General features: G+C 64.7%; 20 protein-coding genes and 1 riboswitch. Of the genes, 5 read left to right on the top strand and 15 right to left on the bottom strand.

Translation table 11 applies throughout. From position 1 onward, the window contains the following. Positions 1-6 precede the first annotated feature (6 nt). The 5 genes from G5C33_RS02100 to G5C33_RS02080 all read right to left on the bottom strand — a co-directional run bounded on the left by G5C33_RS02100 (position 7) and on the right by G5C33_RS02080 (position 6199). On the bottom strand, positions 7-2847 hold the full coding sequence (locus G5C33_RS02100) for a TonB-dependent receptor plug domain-containing protein (RefSeq protein WP_165325694.1): 2841 nt from the start codon (positions 2845-2847) through the stop codon (positions 7-9). A 128-nt stretch (positions 2848-2975) separates the two neighbouring features. Further along, complete coding sequence (locus tag G5C33_RS02095) at positions 2976-3506, bottom strand: DUF4199 domain-containing protein (RefSeq protein WP_165325693.1); 531 nt, start codon at positions 3504-3506, stop codon at positions 2976-2978. A gap of 96 nt (positions 3507-3602) precedes the next feature. After that, a complete protein-coding gene (locus G5C33_RS02090) occupies positions 3603-4049 on the bottom strand; it encodes a helix-turn-helix transcriptional regulator (protein ID WP_165325692.1) in 447 nt (148 codons plus the stop codon). Between the two features lie 285 nt (positions 4050-4334). Further along, the gene (locus tag G5C33_RS02085; protein WP_165325691.1) at positions 4335-4769 is read right to left on the bottom strand and encodes a WapI family immunity protein; all 435 of its coding nucleotides are present in this window, start codon (positions 4767-4769) and stop codon (positions 4335-4337) included. Positions 4770-4933: 164 nt separating this feature from the next. After that, positions 4934-6199: an aspartate kinase gene (locus G5C33_RS02080; RefSeq protein WP_165325690.1), complete on the bottom strand. Its 1266-nt coding sequence runs from the start codon at positions 6197-6199 to the stop codon at positions 4934-4936. Positions 6200-6258: 59 nt separating this feature from the next. Between G5C33_RS02080 and ubiG the strand changes: the two genes are divergently transcribed. Then, positions 6259-6990, top strand: a complete 732-nt coding sequence (gene ubiG, locus G5C33_RS02075; protein ID WP_165325689.1) for a bifunctional 2-polyprenyl-6-hydroxyphenol methylase/3-demethylubiquinol 3-O-methyltransferase UbiG — start codon at positions 6259-6261, stop codon at positions 6988-6990. 157 nt (positions 6991-7147) lie between these two features. On the opposite strand, the gene G5C33_RS02070 is transcribed toward ubiG, so the two are convergent. The 3 genes from G5C33_RS02070 to G5C33_RS02060 are packed head-to-tail and all read right to left on the bottom strand — an operon-like array spanning position 7148 to position 8492. Further along, entirely contained in the window at positions 7148-7519 is a 372-nt protein-coding gene (locus tag G5C33_RS02070; RefSeq protein WP_165325688.1) for a tRNA-binding protein, read from the bottom strand. A gap of 53 nt (positions 7520-7572) precedes the next feature. Then, positions 7573-7857 carry a DUF3175 domain-containing protein gene (locus G5C33_RS02065; RefSeq protein ID WP_165325687.1) on the bottom strand — a complete coding sequence of 95 codons (285 nt, stop codon included), beginning with the start codon at positions 7855-7857 and terminating at the stop codon, positions 7573-7575. Next, complete coding sequence (locus tag G5C33_RS02060) at positions 7854-8492, bottom strand: DUF6445 family protein (RefSeq protein WP_165325686.1); 639 nt, start codon at positions 8490-8492, stop codon at positions 7854-7856. Before G5C33_RS02060 ends, G5C33_RS02065 begins: the two co-directional genes overlap by 4 nt. Before the next feature lie 83 nt (positions 8493-8575). Between G5C33_RS02060 and ung the strand changes: the two genes are divergently transcribed. Further along, positions 8576-9313, top strand: a complete 738-nt coding sequence (gene ung / locus G5C33_RS02055; RefSeq protein ID WP_165325685.1) for a uracil-DNA glycosylase — start codon at positions 8576-8578, stop codon at positions 9311-9313. Here ung and G5C33_RS02050 read toward each other — a convergent pair. Continuing rightward, positions 9292-9915, bottom strand: a complete 624-nt coding sequence (locus G5C33_RS02050; RefSeq protein WP_228275164.1) for a hypothetical protein — start codon at positions 9913-9915, stop codon at positions 9292-9294. The genes ung and G5C33_RS02050 overlap by 22 nt on opposite strands. 79 nt (positions 9916-9994) lie before the next feature. On the opposite strand from G5C33_RS02050, the gene G5C33_RS02045 reads away from it, so the two are divergent. After that, the gene (locus G5C33_RS02045; protein WP_165325684.1) at positions 9995-10696 is read left to right on the top strand and encodes a prolyl hydroxylase family protein; all 702 of its coding nucleotides are present in this window, start codon (positions 9995-9997) and stop codon (positions 10694-10696) included. 23 nt (positions 10697-10719) lie between these two features. On the opposite strand, the gene G5C33_RS02040 is transcribed toward G5C33_RS02045, so the two are convergent. Beyond that, positions 10720-11115, bottom strand: coding sequence for a DUF4440 domain-containing protein (locus G5C33_RS02040; protein WP_165325683.1), 396 nt, complete (start codon positions 11113-11115; stop codon positions 10720-10722). A 114-nt stretch (positions 11116-11229) separates the two neighbouring features. Next, positions 11230-11994 (bottom strand): hypothetical protein, encoded by a 765-nt coding sequence (locus G5C33_RS02035; RefSeq protein ID WP_165325682.1) that lies wholly within the window; start codon positions 11992-11994, stop codon positions 11230-11232. A gap of 301 nt (positions 11995-12295) precedes the next feature. Here G5C33_RS02035 and G5C33_RS02030 point away from each other — a divergent pair, with 301 nt between their 5' ends. Together G5C33_RS02030 and G5C33_RS02025 are read left to right on the top strand one after the other, a co-directional pair. Continuing rightward, positions 12296-12574 carry a type II toxin-antitoxin system ParD family antitoxin gene (locus G5C33_RS02030; RefSeq protein ID WP_165325681.1) on the top strand — a complete coding sequence of 93 codons (279 nt, stop codon included), beginning with the start codon at positions 12296-12298 and terminating at the stop codon, positions 12572-12574. Continuing rightward, complete coding sequence (locus G5C33_RS02025) at positions 12571-12864, top strand: type II toxin-antitoxin system RelE/ParE family toxin (protein ID WP_165325680.1); 294 nt, start codon at positions 12571-12573, stop codon at positions 12862-12864. The genes G5C33_RS02030 and G5C33_RS02025 overlap by 4 nt, the downstream gene beginning before the upstream one ends. Positions 12865-12898: 34 nt before the next feature. Here G5C33_RS02025 and G5C33_RS02020 read toward each other — a convergent pair whose 3' ends face one another. The 4 genes from G5C33_RS02020 to G5C33_RS02005 form a co-directional block, all read right to left on the bottom strand. Next, positions 12899-14197 (bottom strand): HEPN domain-containing protein, encoded by a 1299-nt coding sequence (locus G5C33_RS02020; RefSeq protein ID WP_165325679.1) that lies wholly within the window; start codon positions 14195-14197, stop codon positions 12899-12901. Between the two features lie 31 nt (positions 14198-14228). After that, positions 14229-16139, bottom strand: a complete 1911-nt coding sequence (gene thiC / locus G5C33_RS02015; RefSeq protein ID WP_165325678.1) for a phosphomethylpyrimidine synthase ThiC — start codon at positions 16137-16139, stop codon at positions 14229-14231. Between the two features lie 40 nt (positions 16140-16179). Beyond that, positions 16180-16288: riboswitch (TPP riboswitch) on the bottom strand. A gap of 42 nt (positions 16289-16330) precedes the next feature. Next, a complete protein-coding gene (locus tag G5C33_RS02010; RefSeq protein ID WP_165325677.1) occupies positions 16331-17173 on the bottom strand; it encodes a MipA/OmpV family protein in 843 nt (280 codons plus the stop codon). A 51-nt stretch (positions 17174-17224) separates the two neighbouring features. Beyond that, positions 17225-17953: a sterol desaturase family protein gene (locus G5C33_RS02005; protein WP_165328662.1), complete on the bottom strand. Its 729-nt coding sequence runs from the start codon at positions 17951-17953 to the stop codon at positions 17225-17227. Between the last annotated feature and the right edge of the window lie 229 nt (positions 17954-18182).

Genomic DNA, 18182 nt, shown 5'->3' with positions numbered 1-18182 from the left:
AGCGCGTCAGAAGAACAGCTTGCGGAACTCGATTTCCACGCGACGCCCCACCGGATCGATCAGATCGGGCTGATAGCTGAGCGGCACCGCGCCGGTGGCGTCGGTCACCTTGCGCCGCGCGTCGAAGATGTTCGAGATCGAGAAGGAGACGCGCGCCCCGCGCAGCCAGCGATGATCGCGCACCAGACTGCGCTGCTCGCCGAGATTGACGAACAGCCGCGCATCGACTGTCGCCAGGCTGCCGAAGCGCAATTGTTCGGGCGCCGCCGACGTGCCGGCATCGACGCGCGTCGCGCTCTGCCAGTTGCCGTCGATGCGGAAGCCGAGACCGTTCTTGAACACGCCCGCGTCGAGCTCGATCTCGTGGCGCGGCTGGCCGCCGCTGTTGCCGGTCGCCGAACCGCCAAGCAGATCGAGCACCGGCAGCCCTTCGCGGATCAGCACTTCGTCGCGCAGATGAACGGTGTGGTACAGCGAAGCGCGGATGCGTCCCTCGCGCGATCGGCCGCGACGGCCGCCGCCGCCCGGGCCGCGCCGGCCTTCGCCCGAACGCGCATTCTCGCCGCTGCCGGACCGCTCGCCGCCATTGCCGCCATTGCCTTCGCCCTGCTGCCCGGCGCCGTCCTGCTGCTGCCCGCGGCCTGGTCGCGCTTCCTCGCCGCCCTGCGGCCGGGGCGGGCCCCTGCGATCGCCGCTCGCGCGCTCGGGCGCCTCGCTGCGCAGCGGCAGCGAGAAGTTCAGCCCGTAGCGGATCTGTTCGCGCTCGGTCCGCGCGAAATTGACCGAGCGATTGTCGACGGTAACGAGCTGCCCGGTCGCGTCGCGCACGAAGCGATCGGGGAAAGCCGCTTCGATTTCCGCGGTCGGCGCGGGCAGGCCGGCAATCGCGTTGTCGGTGCGGCTGCGGACATATTCGGCGCTGAACCGCAGATCGGGCCCATCCTCCAGGATATTGGCGTTGAGCCCCACCTTGAGCACATGTCGCCGGTCGCCCTGCAGCCCCGGATTGCCGCCGCCGATCGTCGTCACCAGCACCGATTCGCCGCGCGTGTAATCGAACACCCGGACATTGGGCGTCACCACCGTCGGATTGCCGAGCTGCGTCGCCGAAGGCGCGCCTTCCTCCTCGGTCACCGAAACGATCAGCCGGACCGGCTCGAACGGCGACCAGTTGGCGCCATAGCCATAGGTGACGAGCGTACCGAAATCGGAAAGCTCCTTCACTTCGACATTGCCGTTGAGCGTCAGGTCGCCGATCGCGTCGAGCACGCCTTCGCGGCGGCTGGCGATCGGAACGTCGAGATTCCACTGGCCGCTCGCCGTCTGGCGCGAGACGTCGCTGGCGCTGGTGACGCCCGAACGGAAGGCGCGCGATTCATAATCGCTCAGTTCGCCGCCGATGCGGATGCTGGTGCTGACATCGCCTGCCGGCATGCGGAACAACGGGCCGGAGGCCTGCGCCTCGACAGTGCCGTTGTTCGATGTCGATCGCGAGGTATCGAGCGGCAGGAACGACACCAGCGTCAGCGGCGGCGCCGCAAAGGGATTGAACGCCGGATCGCCCGCGTCGAGCGCCGACTGGAAGGGCGCGGCATCGATGCCGGTGGTGGTGATCGTTTCCGATGTCGCGCGATCATAGTTGCCCGTCACCGACCAGCGCCACGTATCGCCGTCGCCGTTGACGCTCGCGCCGACATGGATGGTCTGCCCCGACGTGTCGCGATCGAGCGCGCCGAGCGAAGGATAGGCGCGATACAGCGCCACATCGTCAGCAAAGGGCGAGAAGGGACTGCCGCCCGGCAGCATCAGCGTGGCAGTCGAAAGGCCGAGCAGCGATTCGCTTTCGGTTGCGGTCAGCTCGATATTCACTGTCGCGTTCACGCGATCCGCGATCGGCCGCGCGATCACGCCGTTGACCGTGAAACTCTGGTTCGATCCCTGCAGCGTGCGATAGGGCGCCTCGCTGCCGCTGTTCGCGCCGCCCAGGAAATCACCGAGGCCGACCGGTCCGTCCGCCGCGCCCGCCGGTGCGCCCGCTAGCGTCACCGGCATCCCCGCAATCGCACTGAGACCCGGGTCGATCTCGCTGCTGCCGTCGGGCGCGGTGACGTTGCCATATCGGTCGAACAGGCTTTCGCGCGTCGAAACAATGTCGCGCTCGTCCTCGGTCAAAGCCGAACGGCCTTCATATCCGACATGGAAGCTGATCCGCGCTTCGCCCGCGATGCGCAGGATATCGAGCTCGGCTTCCTGGCTCGAAAAGCCGCCTGCGGTCGGCATGCCCGCCTCGACTTCGCCGGTGATCGAGCGGAAGCGTTCGCGAAGCACGAAATTCACCACCCGCTGATCGGCGGGATAGCCGTATTTGAGCGCGACTTCCTCGGGCAGGATGTCGACGCGCTCGATCGCCTCGGTCGGAATGTCGCGCAATTCGCGCCAGCCGGAAATCCGCCGGCCGTTGAGCAGGATCACCGGCCGCCCGCCGCCGCGTCCGCGCGCCGAGCTGGTCTGCGGCGAGATCGCGTCGAGCAGATCGCCGATCGAGCTGGCGCCATAGCTGCGGATGTCATCCGCGGTCAGCACTTCGTCAGGGGCGATGTCGCCCGCCACCGCGCCGCGCATATCGGCCCGGACGACGATTTCCTCGCCCGCGATCAGTTCGTCGAGCGCCGTGTCCTCGGTGGACGCATCCTGACCGCCCGCATCCTGTCCTCCGGCGTCCTGGCCGGAAGCATCCTGGGCTGCGGCAGCTTGCGCTGCAGCGTCCTGCCCGGACAGCGGCGCCGCCAGCGCGGCGGGGGAAACGCTACCCATCAGGATCGAAGTCAACAGAATGAGACGGCGCATGCCGGAAATACTCCTCAACAGATCGGCGCGCCCATCATGGACGCGCCGACATGAACCATTCCGGGCTACAATCGAGTTGTCGCAAAATTGTGCCAGCGCGACACAATATTTCGCGCAATTTGTCGCGTTCAGCGCGCGGGCAGGAAGTTCCGGTTGGCGAGCAGCAACGCGGTCAGAAGCGAAATCGCCGCGCCGACAGGTGCGATTTCCGAAAAGGTCACCGGGATGCGGTAGAACGGATTTGCGTAATTCTCGGCGAATTCCGCCATCTCCGCGCTGGCCCGCGCGATCTCCGCCGCGCTTGCGCCCGATGCGCGCATGTCGGCGACCACCGCCTCGGCATAGCCGCTGCCGAAATCCATGCCCCTCACCGCCAGCACCGCTTCCCAGGCGACGACATAGAAAATTCCGGCGATCAGCGTGATGCCCAGCCCCATGCCCAATGCCGGCAAGAATCGGATCACCCCGCCCTGCACCACGTCGCGCCGCCGCTTGATCGCGATGAAGATCGTGCTGAATGCGACCAGCATCCCGGTATAGCCGATCGCCATGCCGATCGTCGGCGACACGGTGTGCAATATCGTCACGCCCGTTCCGAACAGCAGCGATCCCACGATCAGCCCGGCAATGCTTCCGTAGATGAGTATCGTCTTGAACATCGTCCATTTCCCTTGTTGGCAACGGGCCGGATCAAGACCGGGACATGCGGTGTCGGCAATCGCCCGAACGGGTGATTTGCGCGAACGGGCCTGGAGTCACGGCAGGATTCCCAGCGCGCGCGCCTTGGCGACGGCATCGGTACGGCGGTTCGCCTCGAGCTTGGCATAGAGGTTGGCGAGATGCGTCTTCACCGTGTTGGGCGAGACGTGAAGCGCATCGGCGATCTCCCGATTCGAGCGCCCCTCCGCGAGCGCCGTCAGCACGGCGATTTCGCGGTCGCTGATACCGAGCGTCGCACGGACCTGCGGATTGCCGTCGAACGGGCGCGGCGCGGGCGCCCGCAGCACGCGCGCGCCGAGATAGATGCCGAGCCCCAGAAACCCCGCCGCGACAAGGAACAGCCAGATGTCGCTGCTATTGGTCCGCGCCAGCCGCTGATAATCGATCCATTCGAGCAGCAGCACGCCGACCGCAAGCGCCGCGCCGTACAGCGCGATCTGCCGCCATTGCTTCCATCCTGACAGCGCGCGCCGAATACCCATTCCCCTTGCCGCCCCGCCCGGATGCGACGGGGCTTTCAATGTAGGATTTCATTCGCAACGGAGGAAAGGCTCTTTCGCATCGTCGATTCGCTGACCGCAGCCTTGCCTCCTGGCGAAACCCAGTTCCTCCCCCTGAGGGGGGAGAGGAACCGCGCAGCGGTGGAGGGGTAGTCTCCGCACACGCGCCGCCCGTGACTTACCCCTCCACCAGCTACGCCGGCCCCCTCCCCTTTCATGGGAGGAACTTGGCGTTTGCTGCCCGGTCACGCACCGGTTCCGGTCCGGCTAGTCCTCACTTCCGACAACCGGGAACCGCGCGAGGATCGCGTCGCAGGACGCGATGAGCGGTGGCAAATAGGATTGGTCCGCCTCAACGACGAAGCGATGCCGCTGGCTCATATGGTCGGGGGTTATCTCGACCACGCCTTCGATTTGCCCCCTGCCCTGCATCCGCAGCACGACCGCCAACGCAGGCTCCAACGGCTTGAGAGAGGCCTCGCCCTCCAGCGTCTGGTTCATGGCGTGCAGTTGATCCCGAAACCGCGCGATGTCCGTCGTCATCAGGAATGGACCATCGCACCTGACAGTGGCTCCGTCCGCTTCCATACGCGCTCGAAAGCACAGCCAGTTGCCGTCCCACGCCTCGACCGCATCCGGGAACTGGCGCCGGTCAATCCAGAGCATGAGCCCGCAAAAATCGAGATCGGAAGCTTCCTGCATTGCCGGGCATGCATGCCATCACGGACGAAGATCCTCCAGATGCCGATGCGCCCGAAACCACCCCTCGCGTACGCGCGCGCGTGCGCATGCGGGCGCGCGCACGCGTGTTACGTCGCGACCCGGTGCGAACTTCGCACGCAAAACTGCGGTTTTTTGAGTGCGCCTTATTCGGCGGCGTCGGGGGCGTCGAGGCCGTAGGCAGTGTGGAGCACGCGCACCGCCAGCTCGGTATAATCTTCCTCGATCAGCACGCTGACCTTGATCTCCGACGTCGTGATCGCCTGAATGTTGACGCCGCGATCGCCCAGCGTCTTGAACATCGCCGCCGCGACGCCCGCATGGCTGCGCATGCCGACGCCGACCACCGACACCTTGGTCACCTTGGTATCGTGGATCATCTGCGAATAGCCGATCGCGTCCTTGCCCTTTTCGAGCACGTCGAGCGCGCGGGCGAGCTCGGCCTTGGGCACGGTGAAGGTGACGTCGGTCGCGCCGGTCGAATGCGCGACATTCTGTACGATCATGTCGACATTGATGTTCGCATCGGCAAGCGGCGAGAAGATCGCGGCCACCGCGCCCGGCCGATCCGAAACATCGGTGAGCGTGATCTTCGCTTCGTTCTTGTCGTGCGCGATACCGGTGATGAGCTGCCGTTCCATATCCACTTCCTCTTCGCCCACGATCAGCGTGCCGCGATGGCCGTCTTCGTCGCGAATGTCATCGAAGGACGAAAGCACGCGGACGCGGACATTCTCCTTCATCGCCAGCCCGACCGAGCGCGTCTGCAGCACCTTGGCGCCGACACTCGCGAGCTCGAGCATTTCCTCGTACGTAACCTTGGAGAGCTTCTGCGCACGCGGCACGATGCGCGGATCGGTGGTATAGACGCCGTCGACATCGGTGTAGATGTCGCAGCGGTCCGCCTTCATCGCCGCCGCCATCGCCACTGCCGAGGTATCCGATCCGCCGCGGCCGAGCGTCGCGACACGCTCACCGAGCGCCATGCCCTGGAAACCGGGGATCACCGCGACTTCGCGTCCGTCGCCGCCCTCGCCCATCGATTCGAGCAGCGCGCCGGTCTCGATATCCTCGATGCGGGCGGAGGCATGGCCGTCCGACGTGCGGATCGGCAGCTGCCAGCCCATCCAGCTGCGCGCGGGCACGCCGATCGCCTGCAGCGCGATGGCGAGCAGCCCGCTCGTCACCTGTTCGCCCGACGAGACGACGACGTCATATTCGCGCGGATCGTAGAGCGAGGATGCCTCACGGCAGAAATTGACCAGCCGGTCGGTCTCGCCCGCCATCGCCGAAACGACCACGGCGACTTCGTTACCCTGACCCCATTCGTGCTTGATGCGCTGGGCGACATTGCGGATGCGCTCGATGCCGGCCATCGAGGTGCCGCCGAACTTCATCACGATACGTGCCATGTTGGTGTCGCTTGATTCCGCGCGTTGGATAGAATGGGGCGTCCTGATAGGAGCGGTTCATGGCGAACGCAATAAAAGCAACGATTGACCCGGCCGAAGCAAAACATTTCGGCACCCTGGCCGCCGACTGGTGGAATCCGAAGGGCAGCTCGGCGATGCTCCATCGCCTCAACCCGCCGCGCCTTGCCTTTCTGCGCGAACAGATCGACGCGCATTGGGGCGGCGACCCGGCGGGCTTCACGCCGCTGGCGGGGAAAAGCGCGGTCGATGTGGGCTGCGGCGCCGGGCTGCTCGCCGAACCGCTCGCGCGGATGGGAGCGAAGGTGACGGGCGTCGATGCCGCACCCGAGAATGTCGGCGCGGCCGCCGCGCATGCCGCGCAGTCTGGGCTCGATATCGACTATATCGCCGGAGGGATCGAGGATCTGGCGGGCCGCCAGTTCGATCTCGTCACCTCGATGGAAGTGATCGAGCATGTCGCCGATCCCGCCGCCTTCGTCAGCGGCCTTGCGGGCGCGCTGGCGCCGGGCGGGCTGATGGTGCTTTCGACACCCAATCGCACCGCGCTCTCGCGGCTGGCGATGATCACGGTGGGCGAAGGCACGGGGATGATCCCCAGGGGGACGCATGACTGGAGCCGCTTCCTCAAGCCTGAGGAACTCGAACCGCTGCTCGAGGACGCGGGACTGAAGGTGATTGCACGCACCGGCCTCAGCTTCACGCCCGGCCACGGTTTCGTCACCGGCGGCAATGAGACGCTCAACTATCTGCTGGCGGCGGTAGCGGCGTAGGACCGCCCCTCTCCCCGATCGTCATGCTGAACTTGTTTCAGCATCCACCGTGCAACAAGCGCCGTCTTCGCAAGCGGCAGAGTAGACCCTGAAACGGGCCTGTCCCGAGCTTGTTGAGGGGTTCAGGGTGACGAAGGGGAGATTGAGGCGGCAGCCCTCAGAACAATCGCCCGCCATTGGGGACCGGCTTGCTCGGCTGGATCAGCACCACCTTCCCTTCCGCGTCCGGCATGCCGAGCGTCAGCACTTCGGACATCATCGGCCCGATCTGGCGCGGCGGGAAATTGACGACGGCCGCGACCTGCATCCCCGCCAGATCCTCGAGCGCATAATGTTCGGTGATTTGCGCCGATGACCGCTTCGTTCCGATCACCGGCCCGAAGTCGATGGTGAGCTTATAGGCGGGCTTGCGCGCCTCGGGAAACGTCTCGGCTTCGACGATCGTGCCGACGCGGATATCGACCGCGAGAAACTGGTCGAAGGCGATTTGCGGCGCGATCGGCGCATCGGCGTCGTGGTTCATGTGCATGGCCGCTTCATGGCACCGGCGCGCCGTGCCGGGCAAGTCGGTTAGGCTTGCACCTAACCCTTGGGCTCGCGCCCGAAGGCGATACGCAATTCGTCCTTGGCGTCCTCGAGAACCTGCTTCTGCCTTTCGTCGAGCCCGCTACCGGCACGATTGACGTAGAAGGTCAGCATCGACATCGCCGAGCGATAGGGCGAGGATTTGCGCCGGCCGCTCGCTTCCGCCGAGCGCTTGAGCGACTGCGCGATTTCCTTCGGATCGTCCCTGGTGAAGACATCGTCCTCAAGGTCGAGCGAGTCCGACTTCTCAGTAACGTCCTGCGACCATTTTTTCTGCGTCATCCACCTTCAACGCCGGATCCCGCCGGACGGTTTCCTGGCGCGAAGAACAGCGTCTGGACGAGCCGCCCGTCCTCCGGCCCCTTGCCGAAGCCCTTGGCGGCATTGTGAAACATCCACGGGCTGAACAGCAGCAGCCGGTTGAACCGCATCGGCACGGTCATCGTCTTTTCCCAGCGCGCGGGTTTCAGCGTATCGCCGTTCACCACCTGCTCGATCAGCCGATTGATGTCGGTATAGCCGGTCGGCGCGAGTTCGCGCTCGCTTTGCGGCACACGGTCGAGCCCGGTCGGGCGGTGGCGGAAAAAGTCGGTGCCGCCGCGGCAATGTTCGGGCAGCGTCAGATAGAGAATGCCCGAATAGCTCGCCGGATCGATATGCACCCCGCTCCTGCCGCTGTCGCCGGCCAAAGTGAGCCGGCAATGGCCGTGCATCGTCCCCTTCGCCGGGATCAGCGGCACGCCGACTCGTTGCGAAACCGCCTGCTCCATGCCGCGCACGTCGAGCGGCGTGGTCGACATGAGGCCGGGATAGTTGCCGCGCTTGAACTTGGGGTCATAGTCGAGCGCCAGCGCGCGGCGGCGGACCGAATGCGGGTCCTGCAGAAAGTCGTCGACTACGATCAGCGAAGGCAGCATGCGGCCTCCATGCCAGCCCGCGCCGCCGCCGCAAAGCCCGGCGGGCATTGACGCGCGCCACTGCCCTGCGCCACCAGAAGCGCATGGCCACCGCCGCACCCACCGATGTGAAGCTCCACCCAAGCTGGCGCGAGCCGCTCGCGAGCGAATTCGCCAGCCCGTATATGGCCGCGCTCAAGCAGTTCCTGCTCGGCGAACGTCAGGCGGGGAAGCGCATCTTCCCGGCGGGCAGCGAATGGTTTCGCGCGCTCGACCTCACTCCGCTCGACAAGGTGCGGGTGGTGATCCTCGGGCAGGACCCCTATCATGGGCCCGGACAGGCGCACGGCCTCTGCTTCTCGGTCCGTCCGGGCGTCAAGCCGCCGCCCAGCCTCGTCAACATCTACAAGGAGCTGCATAGCGATCTCGGCATCGAACGGCCGGGCCACGGCTTCCTCGAACACTGGGCGCGGCAGGGCGTGCTCTTGCTCAACTCGGTGCTCACCGTCGAAATGGCCAGGGCAGCCTCGCATCGCGACCGGGGATGGGAGAAGTTCACCGACGCAGTCATCCGCCTCGTTGCCGCGAAGGAGGCGCCGGTGGTGTTCATGCTCTGGGGCAGCTATGCACAGAAAAAGGCCGGCTTCATCCCTTCGATCGAACAGGGCGGCCATCATCTGGTGCTGAAGGCCGCCCATCCTTCGCCGCTGTCGGCGCATAACGGCTTTCTCGGCTGCCGGCATTTCTCGAAAGCCAACGCCTTCCTCGAAAGCCGCGGCCTGCCGACGATCGACTGGGCGCTGCCCGAAATCCCGAAGGATCAGGCACAGCCCTCGACATAGCCGAGCACAGGCATCGTCCCGACATGCATCATGCTGACCTCGCCCTGCGCATCGATTTCGAAGCGCAGCGCCGGATCGCCGCTGTCGGCATTGGGCGCAGTGAGGTATTTGGCGGGTGCATCGACATATTTGTGCGGCGTTTCGCGAAAACCCGGAAACGCCTCGCGCACCTGCGCTTCGGTCGCTCCGGCTCCGATTCCCTCGACCAGAGTCACGTCCGATCGCTGGCCGACGGTGATCCGACGCACGATTTCGTCGCTCACGATCGCATAGACGCCGGGATAGTCGGGCGCGCTGATCGTGCGACACATATCCGATACCTGCGCCCCGCGTTCGGCCCAGCCGCTGCCCTCGGGTACCGGTTCGCCGATCTTCAGCGCCCCCAGCCCCTCGAGCGTCAGCGTGTTCGCGTCGGCAGTGACGCCCGGCGAAGGCGTGGGTGTGCCCGGATCGATCGGCGTGAGCGCCTCGGTGGCATTGGCCGTCGCCTGATTGGCGGATTGCGCCACCTCTTCGGACGCAGGCGAGCAGGCGGCGAGCGACAGGGCGAGCGCAGTGGCGCAGAAGATGTTTCTCATGCGCGGCAAAACCCGCGGCGGCATCGTGCAGTTCCCCTGTCATCGCCGGCGCGGCGCAATCGCCGCTTGCCCGGGCCGCCGCCGATGCGGCATCAGGCGCGACATGGCGCATGCGGCGAGCTCCAGTTCCGACCTGCCGGCCGAACCGGTGATCGCGCGGCTTTCGGCCCATCCGGGGGTGCGCCGCTTTCCGGGGAAGAAGCTGACGCTGTTCCAGCTTTCCGGCTTTCTCGATGCCGAACTGTGCGCGGCAATCTGCCGGCGGATCGACGAGCGGCGGGAGCCGTCGGCCATATCGGGCCACCAGACGGGCGAACGCATCCGCACCAGCGAGACCTGCCATTTCGACGATACCGACCCGCTGGCGCGGGAAGTGGAATCGCGCATCGCCGACCTCACCGGGCTCGACCTGTCGCACGGCGAGCCGATGCAGGGCCAGCATTACGCCGTCGGGCAGGAGTTTCGCGAGCATATCGACCATTTCCTTCCCGCCCAGCCGGACTACGAAAAACATACCCAGGTGCCCGGCAACCGCAGCTGGACGGTGATGATCTACCTCAACGACGTCGCGGCGGGCGGCGCGACTCGGTTCCGGGCAGTCGACAAGATCATCCGGCCCGAGCGCGGCAAGTTGCTTGCCTGGTGCAATCTAGACTCCGCGGGCAACGGCAATCCGCATGCCAGCCATTGCGCGATGAAGGTCCGCGCCGGCGAGAAATATGTCATCACCAAATGGTTTCGCGAGCGACCCTATGGCTGGCTGAACGAAGCGGGCGACGTGGTGCTGCGCGGCCGCGGCACCTGACTTCCGCCCGGCCGCCGGCCCGCTCAGCCGAGCGTCACGAAAACCTCCGCTTCGACTACCCAGCCTTCGCCGCCCTCGCGCCATTTGGCGGCATAGCTGCCCGATGCGAAGACCCGGTCCTCGCCATCCAGCCCCTGCCAGACGCCCTGCTCCATCGCCAGCGGTTCGACCGGCGACACCGTGATGGTTTCGGGCGTGCGGACATAAATGACCGGCGCGGGGACGGCGAATTCGCGGCGCCAGAGCTTCACCTGCGCCAGCCGCCCGGAAACCACCGCGCTGTCGCTGCCCGTCACCATCACGCAGTCGCGCGACAGGATCGGCCCGATCGCAGCGGCATCGCGCGCGGCGATCGCGGCGTTGAACGCGGCGCGGCGGGCGCGGATGGCGAGCTGGGCGGCGGGGGCGGTGTCCGGCATGGGCGCCTTTCTCGATTCCGGGGCGGCGAATGGCAAGCCGCAGCGGGCGGATAGGGCGCGAAAGGAGACAAAAGAGACACCACGTCCCATGTCCTTTCGCCTCCCCGCATGGGGTCAGGGGTCGTCGACATAGTTGCGCCAGTCGCCGGGGTCGGAGGGATCACCGGCATCGCGCGCAGTGGCCTGCGCCGCTTCTCTTGCCGCTTCCTCCTCCGCTTCCTGAATTTCGGAGACGCGAAATTCGCAGGAATCGCGCCGTTCCGCCGCCTCGCGCTCGCGCCGGGCCTGCTCCTCGGGGGTGATCGGCTGGCGCGCGGGGAAGTCGATCGGCGCCTTTTCGCGCGGAAAATCGTGATGGTCAGCCCAGACATCGCTCGCGAGCCGATCGACCGCACGGGTGAGGCCGCGCGCTTCGGCATCGGGGGTGCGGCTGGGGACGCTGTCATCGACCCAGGCGCCATAGCGATAGGGGTCGCGATAGCGCAGGATGAACATCGCCAGCCGCTCGTCATAATAGCGGCGCTCGCCGATCACTTCGCCCTGATAATAGACCGGGCGAGAGACGCCGTGGATCGCGCGGCTGAGCGTCGCTTCGGCAAGCCGCTGCACCGCATATTCCAATGCATGCTCCCACGCCGCGCGAAACGACGCCGCATCGGGCCGCGCGCGCAGGCGATAGGCGGCGTTGGGGCGCATGCCCACCGCTTCGGCGGCATGGACGACGCAGCCGGATGCCGCCAGCGCCTCGATGAACGCGGTCTGTTTGTCGGGCGTCCAGCCGTCATGCCGATCGCGGACGGGGACGGGTTCGAACGCGGCATCGAAAGGCGCGTCTTCCGAAGGCGGTTCGGGCGGAATGGGGGGTCTGCCGTTTTTCATCGGGCAGTATGGAGCAGATTTTCGCCGTGTAGGACAGGTTTGTTTTTGGTTTGTTCTGATTGGCGCTCGTTCGCACATTTTCCCGCAAGGCCCGTCGCCCCTGCGCAGGCAGGGGCCTATCGCTGTGGATTGCGTATAACCGGCTGACACAAAAGCGGCGTGCCTGTGTCAGTCGGCTCTATGCACGCGACAGACATAGGCCCCTGCCTGCGCAGGGGCGACGAAAGACGGAGATCAGGCGTTCTCGACATGCAAAGCGCGCTGCGTGACAATCTTAGCGCAAATCCCTATAGTCGTAGGCATGGCGCAGATGAATGTCTCCATCCCCGAAGCGCTCAAGGCCTGGGTCGAAAGCCGCGTCGCCGAAGGGCGGTACAGCAGCAGCAGCGACTATATCCGCGATCTGGTGCGGCGCGATCAGGAGGCGGAGGCGGTCAAGGCCCGCGAAATCGCCCGATTGCGCGCGGCATGGGATGACGGGCTGGCAAGTGGCGAGCCCGAGCCGATGCCGGAGGATTGGGCCGACGATGTGATCGCACGCGGTCGGGCGCGGCTTGACGGCGCACGACGCGAGGTGTGACGCGCGTCCATATCCTGCCGAGCGCGGATCGCGACCTTGGCGAGATTTACCACTGGATTGCGCAGGATGACCCGCTGGCGGCGGAGGCGCATGTGCGGCGATTGGTCGCGGCGGCGCAGCAGCTGCGCGACTTTCCCGAGCGCGGCATGGCCCGTCCAGAGATTGGCGAAGGCGCGCGGAGCTGGGCGGTCGGGCGATATTTACTGTTGTATCGCACGGGTAAGGAACGCGTCGAGATTGTCCGGTTTCTGCACGGTGCGCGTGATATGGGTGGCGCTTGGGATGGTTGAGTTGCAGGAATTAGGTATTGTGCCCCCGGAATTATTAGCTGGCTAGCATTGGTTTGAATGGAAGGCCATAACTAGCTTGACCTAATGCGTCCGCAAAAACTTCATGCCGCACAGAAAGGGCGATGTCGTTCCAAACCCGGAAATACAACAGCTCAGCTATTTGCTGAGCTGAGTTGGAATCGATGTCAAAGGCACCTCTGCTTCCTGCGTGAACGAGAGCTGAACGAACAGCGTAAAGCTTCTTCAAGTCGGTCGCGATCTTTACACGATCTTCGTTGTCATCGGTTAATAGAACTGCAGCGTGACGAGCGATCGTGTCCAAGACAGGGGCTCGATTGTCAGACCTGGTCAATAGGGCTTCGATAGCGGTGAAGAAATACAATAACCGGTCTGATCTATCGCTACTGCGCCGCCCGCGTGTTAGCCATCCACAACCTTGGTAGAATCTTTCAGCAACTGATTTGGGCTCCGCATCGAATACCGCCGAAGTCTTCGCCACTGCCGAAGCATGTTTTAGCGCTTCAACGGCACCGGCTGAAAGCCGATAGTCGTTTGGAGCGGTCATTCCGCCCAGTGTGCCCCCACCTTCCTGATTCAGCGTAAAGCTGTGGTTTCGTATGTCGTATGGCACAAATGGATGGGACTCAACTTTACCGACTGTGGGCGCCGAAACGCCAAGATCTTTGTGCTTCGCGGTCATCCTCAGTATGCTGAGCGCGACATCTACAAGCCAAAGCGCCTCTTCTTCACGAATTGGGTCTGCAGCTGCCAAATTCACCGACCACATAGTGGGCGGAAGGTTAGTAACGATACCGACGTCCTCTGCAGCGACCACGATCGACAGAGACCAGTCCTGACTCACCCCAAATTTGTACCGCGGATTTATCTTTCGAAATTCGTGAATTCTTGCCTCAGAGCGATTTATCGCAACCCGACCAATATCAATCCGGTCCGTGCCATCTGGCAATTCGACCAACGGGCAGGGCCTGAAAAACTCGCAAACCGACGCAGATTGGAGTTCTATTTTCTCCAGCGCGCGGTTGAGGCACTCAGTTTTGTCGAGGTCAGCTACGTTTTCGGACGAGGTAACAAAGTCCCAAAGCGCCTCATCCAAAACCTTTGCATGACCTTTGATCGGCCCAAGCTTCCGTATAGCTATGCGTACAAAGTCATTCTGGGCTCTGATTACCTCGTCAGACAGGTCAAACACCTTGCCGCGGTGTAGTCGAAATTTTTCAAAGTTCACTCCTTTGACATCACGACCGGCGCATTCACGCGCGGCCTTGGCAAAAGTCGCAAGTGCTTGACGAAGTTCAGGGGTTTTGAGGTTCAATCAGCTCTCCGGTCGATACAAATCCTCACCATCAATCCCGCTCCCGATCCCCGGCGCCCATGTACAGCTCGCTGCCGGTTTCCTTGAACACCTTGCTCATCTGCTCCATCCCCGCTTCGGCTTCCTCGGGTGCAGGTTGCCCACCCCCGGCCCCTCCCGCAGGCGGGAGGGGAGACGATGCAAGGAAGCCGTCGGCGCCCTGATTTTGCTTCGCGGCGAAATCGCGGACCTCTTGCGAAATCTTCATCGAGCAGAATTTCGGGCCGCACATCGAGCAGAAATGGGCGGTCTTGGCGCCTTCGGCCGGGAGCGTCTGATCGTGATATTGCTCGGCCGTGTCGGGATCGAGCGACAGGTGGAACTGGTCGCGCCAACGGAATTCGAAGCGCGCGCGGCTCAGCGCGTCGTCGCGCAGCTTGGCGGCCGGGTGGCCCTTGGCGAGATCGGCGGCGTGGGCGGCGAGCTTGTAGGTCACCACGCCCACCTTCACATCGTCGCGATCGGGCAGGCCGAGATGCTCCTTGGGCGTGACGTAACAGAGCATCGCCGTGCCGTACCAGCCGATCATCGCGGCGCCGATGCCGCTGGTGATATGGTCATATCCCGGCGCGATATCGGTGGTGAGCGGCCCGAGCGTGTAGAAGGGCGCTTCGCCGCACACCTCGAGCTGCTTGTCCATATTCTCCTTGATCTTGTGCATCGGCACATGGCCGGGGCCTTCGATCATGACCTGGACGTCATGCGCCCACGCCTTGTGGGTCAGCTCACCGAGCGTGTAGAGTTCGGCGAACTGCGCCTCGTCATTGGCGTCGGCGATGCTGCCGGGGCGCAGGCCGTCGCCCAAGGAGAAGGCGACGTCATAGGCCTTCATGATCTCGCAGATTTCCTCGAACTTTTCGTAGAGGAAGCTCTCCTTGTGATGGGCGAGGCACCATTTCGCCATGATCGATCCGCCGCGCGAAACGATGCCGGTGACGCGCTTCGCCGCGAGCGGGACATAGGGCAGGCGGACGCCCGCATGGATGGTGAAATAATCGACGCCCTGTTCGGCCTGTTCGATCAGCGTGTCGCGGAAAATGTCCCAGTTGAGGTCTTCGGCGACGCCGCCGACCTTTTCCAGCGCCTGATAGATGGGGACGGTGCCGATCGGGACGGGCGAATTGCGCAATATCCATTCGCGCGTGTCGTGGATGTTGCGGCCGGTGGAGAGGTCCATCACCGTGTCCGCGCCCCAGCGGGTCGCCCAGACCATCTTGTCGACTTCGCTCGCCACGTCGCTGGCGACGGCGGAGTTGCCGATATTGGCGTTGATCTTGACCAGGAAATTGCGGCCGATCGCCATCGGTTCGCTTTCGGGGTGGTTGATGTTGTTGGGGATGATCGCGCGGCCCCTCGCGATCTCATCGCGGACGAACTCCGGCGTGACGAAATCGGGGATGGCGGCGCCGAAGCTTTCGCCGTCGCGCGTCGCATCGCGGTGCATCGCTTCACGGCCCAGATTTTCGCGGGCGGCGACATATTCCATTTCGGGGGTGATGATGCCCTTGCGCGCATAGTGCATCTGGCTGACGTTGCTGCCCGGCTTGGCGCGGAGCACCTTCTTGCGCACGTTCGGGAAGGGCTGGACGCCGCCCGAGCGATCGGGGCCGGACAGGCCGTTATCCTCGGGCTTCACTTCGCGCTGGGTGACTTCTTCCACATCGCCGCGATCGCGAATCCAGTCGCGGCGCAGCTCGGGCAGGCCGGCCATGATGTCGATGCGGACATCGGGATCGGTATAGGGGCCGGAGGGATCATAGACGCGCAGCGGCGGCTCGCCCGAGCTGGGCTCGAGATCGATCTCGCGCATCGCGACCTTCAACGGCCCGACATGCACCTTGCGGCTGCCGCGGATCGGGCCGGTGGTGACCTTGAGTTCGGGAATTGCGGGATTGTCGGCCATGCGTCGCGTCTCCTTGGGCGGGAAGGAGAGCGCGGATTTTCGGGAAAAACCGCTCCCTCCCTACGCCCGTATCATCGGGATCAGGTTCAGCGGGTCGCAGGCTCCTGCCTGCCTCTCAAGCGCGGTTCGGCGCTCCCCCGGGGAATGGTCGCGAGTCTAAAGGTTACTGGCGCATACGCAAGGGGCCGTGTTCAGAAGCTGTAGGCGAGCCCCGCGACGCCGAGCCACTGATCGGCACTGCCGACGCCGACGACGGGACTGTCGGCGAAGTCGCCGAGCAGGCGGCGATAGCCGACGCCGCCGACGAGCAGCAGCCCGCCGGTCAGATCGCCCGAAAGCGCATAGGCGCCGCCCAGGCCCATACCCCAGTTCTTCCAGCCGCCATCGGCGTCATAGACCGGAAGGCCGCTCGCCACCGATCCCGCCGGCGTGATCGAATAATAAGTGTCGGCATAGGCGTTCTCGACATGGTCGGCCGAGACGAAGACCGAGACGAGCGCCTTGCGGCTGAGCGGCGTCAGATAGCTGAGCGTCGGCGTCCACACGCCGCTGTCATGCACCCCGTTGACGTCGTGGCGATAGCTGAGCGTCAGCGAAATCCGGTCATACTCGCTGGTGACGACGGCGGTCTTGGCAATGCCGATATAGCCGCCGACCTCGATCGCGGTGCCGACATCGCCCAGCGCGGCGATTTCGGGCTGATCGATGCTTTTGGGGCTGGTGCGATTGAAATTGACCGCCGCCAGCGGCCCGGCCTGCAACTTCCAGCCCGATTCCAGAATGTCGGGCATCAGGTCGACGCTGAGGCGATTGCCGGCGAGCTGGAAGCCGATGCCGCCGACCCGCCCGGCGGCTCCGGGGACGGGGGAGAGGCGATAATCGTCCGAGCCTTCATAATCGGGAGTCACCGTTCCCGCCGCGCCGACGATCGCGAAATCGCCTTCGGGGTCGCCATTCTCCGACTGGATTGACTGGGCGTGCGCGGGCAGCGCGATGGAACAGGCCAGGAGCCCGGCGAGGGTCAGGCTACGCATGTGACAGATTTCTCCCTTTGAACGCGATACCGGCCTTAGAACGAGGCAGCTTTACTTAGGTTCCGTAGCATATCTTCGCGGGTGCGGTTCACGCGGCGCGGCAAAGCCGCCCACGCCCGCATCGGTGCCACACAGATGATCCCAGAAACGGAAATACAGGCCGTAATTGCAACGATAGCGATCATGATGCCGCTGATGGTGGCTGGCGGTGATCAGCCAGCGGCCGAGCGGCCCGTTCCACAAAAAGCGCGGAAAAATCTCCCACCCCATGTGATTGGTGACGCCCATCACCGTCATGATCGTCAACACCAGCGCGAGCGCGCCGACATGGATCGGAATGACGAAGACGAGCGCTGGAATCACCACTGCGCCGGTAAGCGCTTCGACCGGGTGAAACGCCATCGCCGCCCATGCCGTGGGCGGGCGGCTGGCGTGATGAACGGCATGGGCGATGCGAAACCAGCGCGGCCGGTGCATCCAGCGATGCGTCCAGTAGAACCAGGCGTCGTGCGCGAGCAGATAGAGCAGCACGGAAACCGGCAGGTACCAGAGCGGAAAGGCGCCGATGTCATCATAGATCCGCGTCCAGCCATGCGCCTGCCACCCCCAGGCGACCACGCCCGCCGGAATCCCATAGATCGCCGCGCTGGCGAGCGACCAAGCGATTTCGCGACGCATCTGCGGCCCGAGCCCGGCATAGAGGCCAGGATGGCGCAGCCGTGTCGCCAGCGCGAACCCACCGCTCGACAGCAGGTACCGCACGCCGACGATCAGCGTCATCGCGACGGCGGAGGCGAGGATGGCTAGGGCGACGGTCACAGGCCTGATTGTAGGGGGGACGCGAGCCGGGGGGAATGGCGGATTTCAGGCTATTGTCGGACCATTCGATTGGCGCTCCGCTTCGGACAGCGGCGATATTCGCTCTCCGCACCCCATCATCCGCCTCTTGCACGGGCCGATCGCCCGTTTCGGCCCAATTCTGATGTCCGAACGGACAAAAAAACGCCTT

Origin of the sequence: Sphingosinithalassobacter tenebrarum (assembly GCF_011057975.1) — a bacterium.
GTDB lineage: Bacteria > Pseudomonadota > Alphaproteobacteria > Sphingomonadales > Sphingomonadaceae > Sphingomonas > Sphingomonas tenebrarum.
Note: the sequence above shows the minus strand (reverse complement) of the source record. Positions and strands in the feature narration are given on the sequence as shown.

Coding starts and splice junctions, on each gene's coding strand:
- G5C33_RS02070 (WP_165325688.1), bottom strand. CDS start 7,519: ATGCACATGAACCACGACGCCGATGCGCCGATCGCGCCGCAAATCGCC.
- G5C33_RS02085 (WP_165325691.1), bottom strand. CDS start 4,769: ATGCAGGAAGCTTCCGATCTCGATTTTTGCGGGCTCATGCTCTGGATT.
- G5C33_RS02095 (WP_165325693.1), bottom strand. CDS start 3,506: ATGTTCAAGACGATACTCATCTACGGAAGCATTGCCGGGCTGATCGTG.
- G5C33_RS02040 (WP_165325683.1), bottom strand. CDS start 11,115: ATGCCGGACACCGCCCCCGCCGCCCAGCTCGCCATCCGCGCCCGCCGC.
- G5C33_RS02045 (WP_165325684.1), top strand. CDS start 9,995: ATGGCGCATGCGGCGAGCTCCAGTTCCGACCTGCCGGCCGAACCGGTG.
- G5C33_RS02080 (WP_165325690.1), bottom strand. CDS start 6,199: ATGGCACGTATCGTGATGAAGTTCGGCGGCACCTCGATGGCCGGCATC.
- thiC (WP_165325678.1), bottom strand. CDS start 16,139: ATGGCCGACAATCCCGCAATTCCCGAACTCAAGGTCACCACCGGCCCG.
- G5C33_RS02030 (WP_165325681.1), top strand. CDS start 12,296: ATGGCGCAGATGAATGTCTCCATCCCCGAAGCGCTCAAGGCCTGGGTC.
- ung (WP_165325685.1), top strand. CDS start 8,576: ATGGCCACCGCCGCACCCACCGATGTGAAGCTCCACCCAAGCTGGCGC.
- G5C33_RS02090 (WP_165325692.1), bottom strand. CDS start 4,049: ATGGGTATTCGGCGCGCGCTGTCAGGATGGAAGCAATGGCGGCAGATC.
- G5C33_RS02060 (WP_165325686.1), bottom strand. CDS start 8,492: ATGCTGCCTTCGCTGATCGTAGTCGACGACTTTCTGCAGGACCCGCAT.
- G5C33_RS02050 (WP_228275164.1), bottom strand. CDS start 9,915: ATGCCGCCGCGGGTTTTGCCGCGCATGAGAAACATCTTCTGCGCCACT.
- G5C33_RS02100 (WP_165325694.1), bottom strand. CDS start 2,847: ATGCGCCGTCTCATTCTGTTGACTTCGATCCTGATGGGTAGCGTTTCC.
- G5C33_RS02010 (WP_165325677.1), bottom strand. CDS start 17,173: ATGCGTAGCCTGACCCTCGCCGGGCTCCTGGCCTGTTCCATCGCGCTG.
- ubiG (WP_165325689.1), top strand. CDS start 6,259: ATGGCGAACGCAATAAAAGCAACGATTGACCCGGCCGAAGCAAAACAT.
- G5C33_RS02005 (WP_165328662.1), bottom strand. CDS start 17,953: ATGACGCTGATCGTCGGCGTGCGGTACCTGCTGTCGAGCGGTGGGTTC.
- G5C33_RS02065 (WP_165325687.1), bottom strand. CDS start 7,857: ATGACGCAGAAAAAATGGTCGCAGGACGTTACTGAGAAGTCGGACTCG.
- G5C33_RS02035 (WP_165325682.1), bottom strand. CDS start 11,994: ATGAAAAACGGCAGACCCCCCATTCCGCCCGAACCGCCTTCGGAAGAC.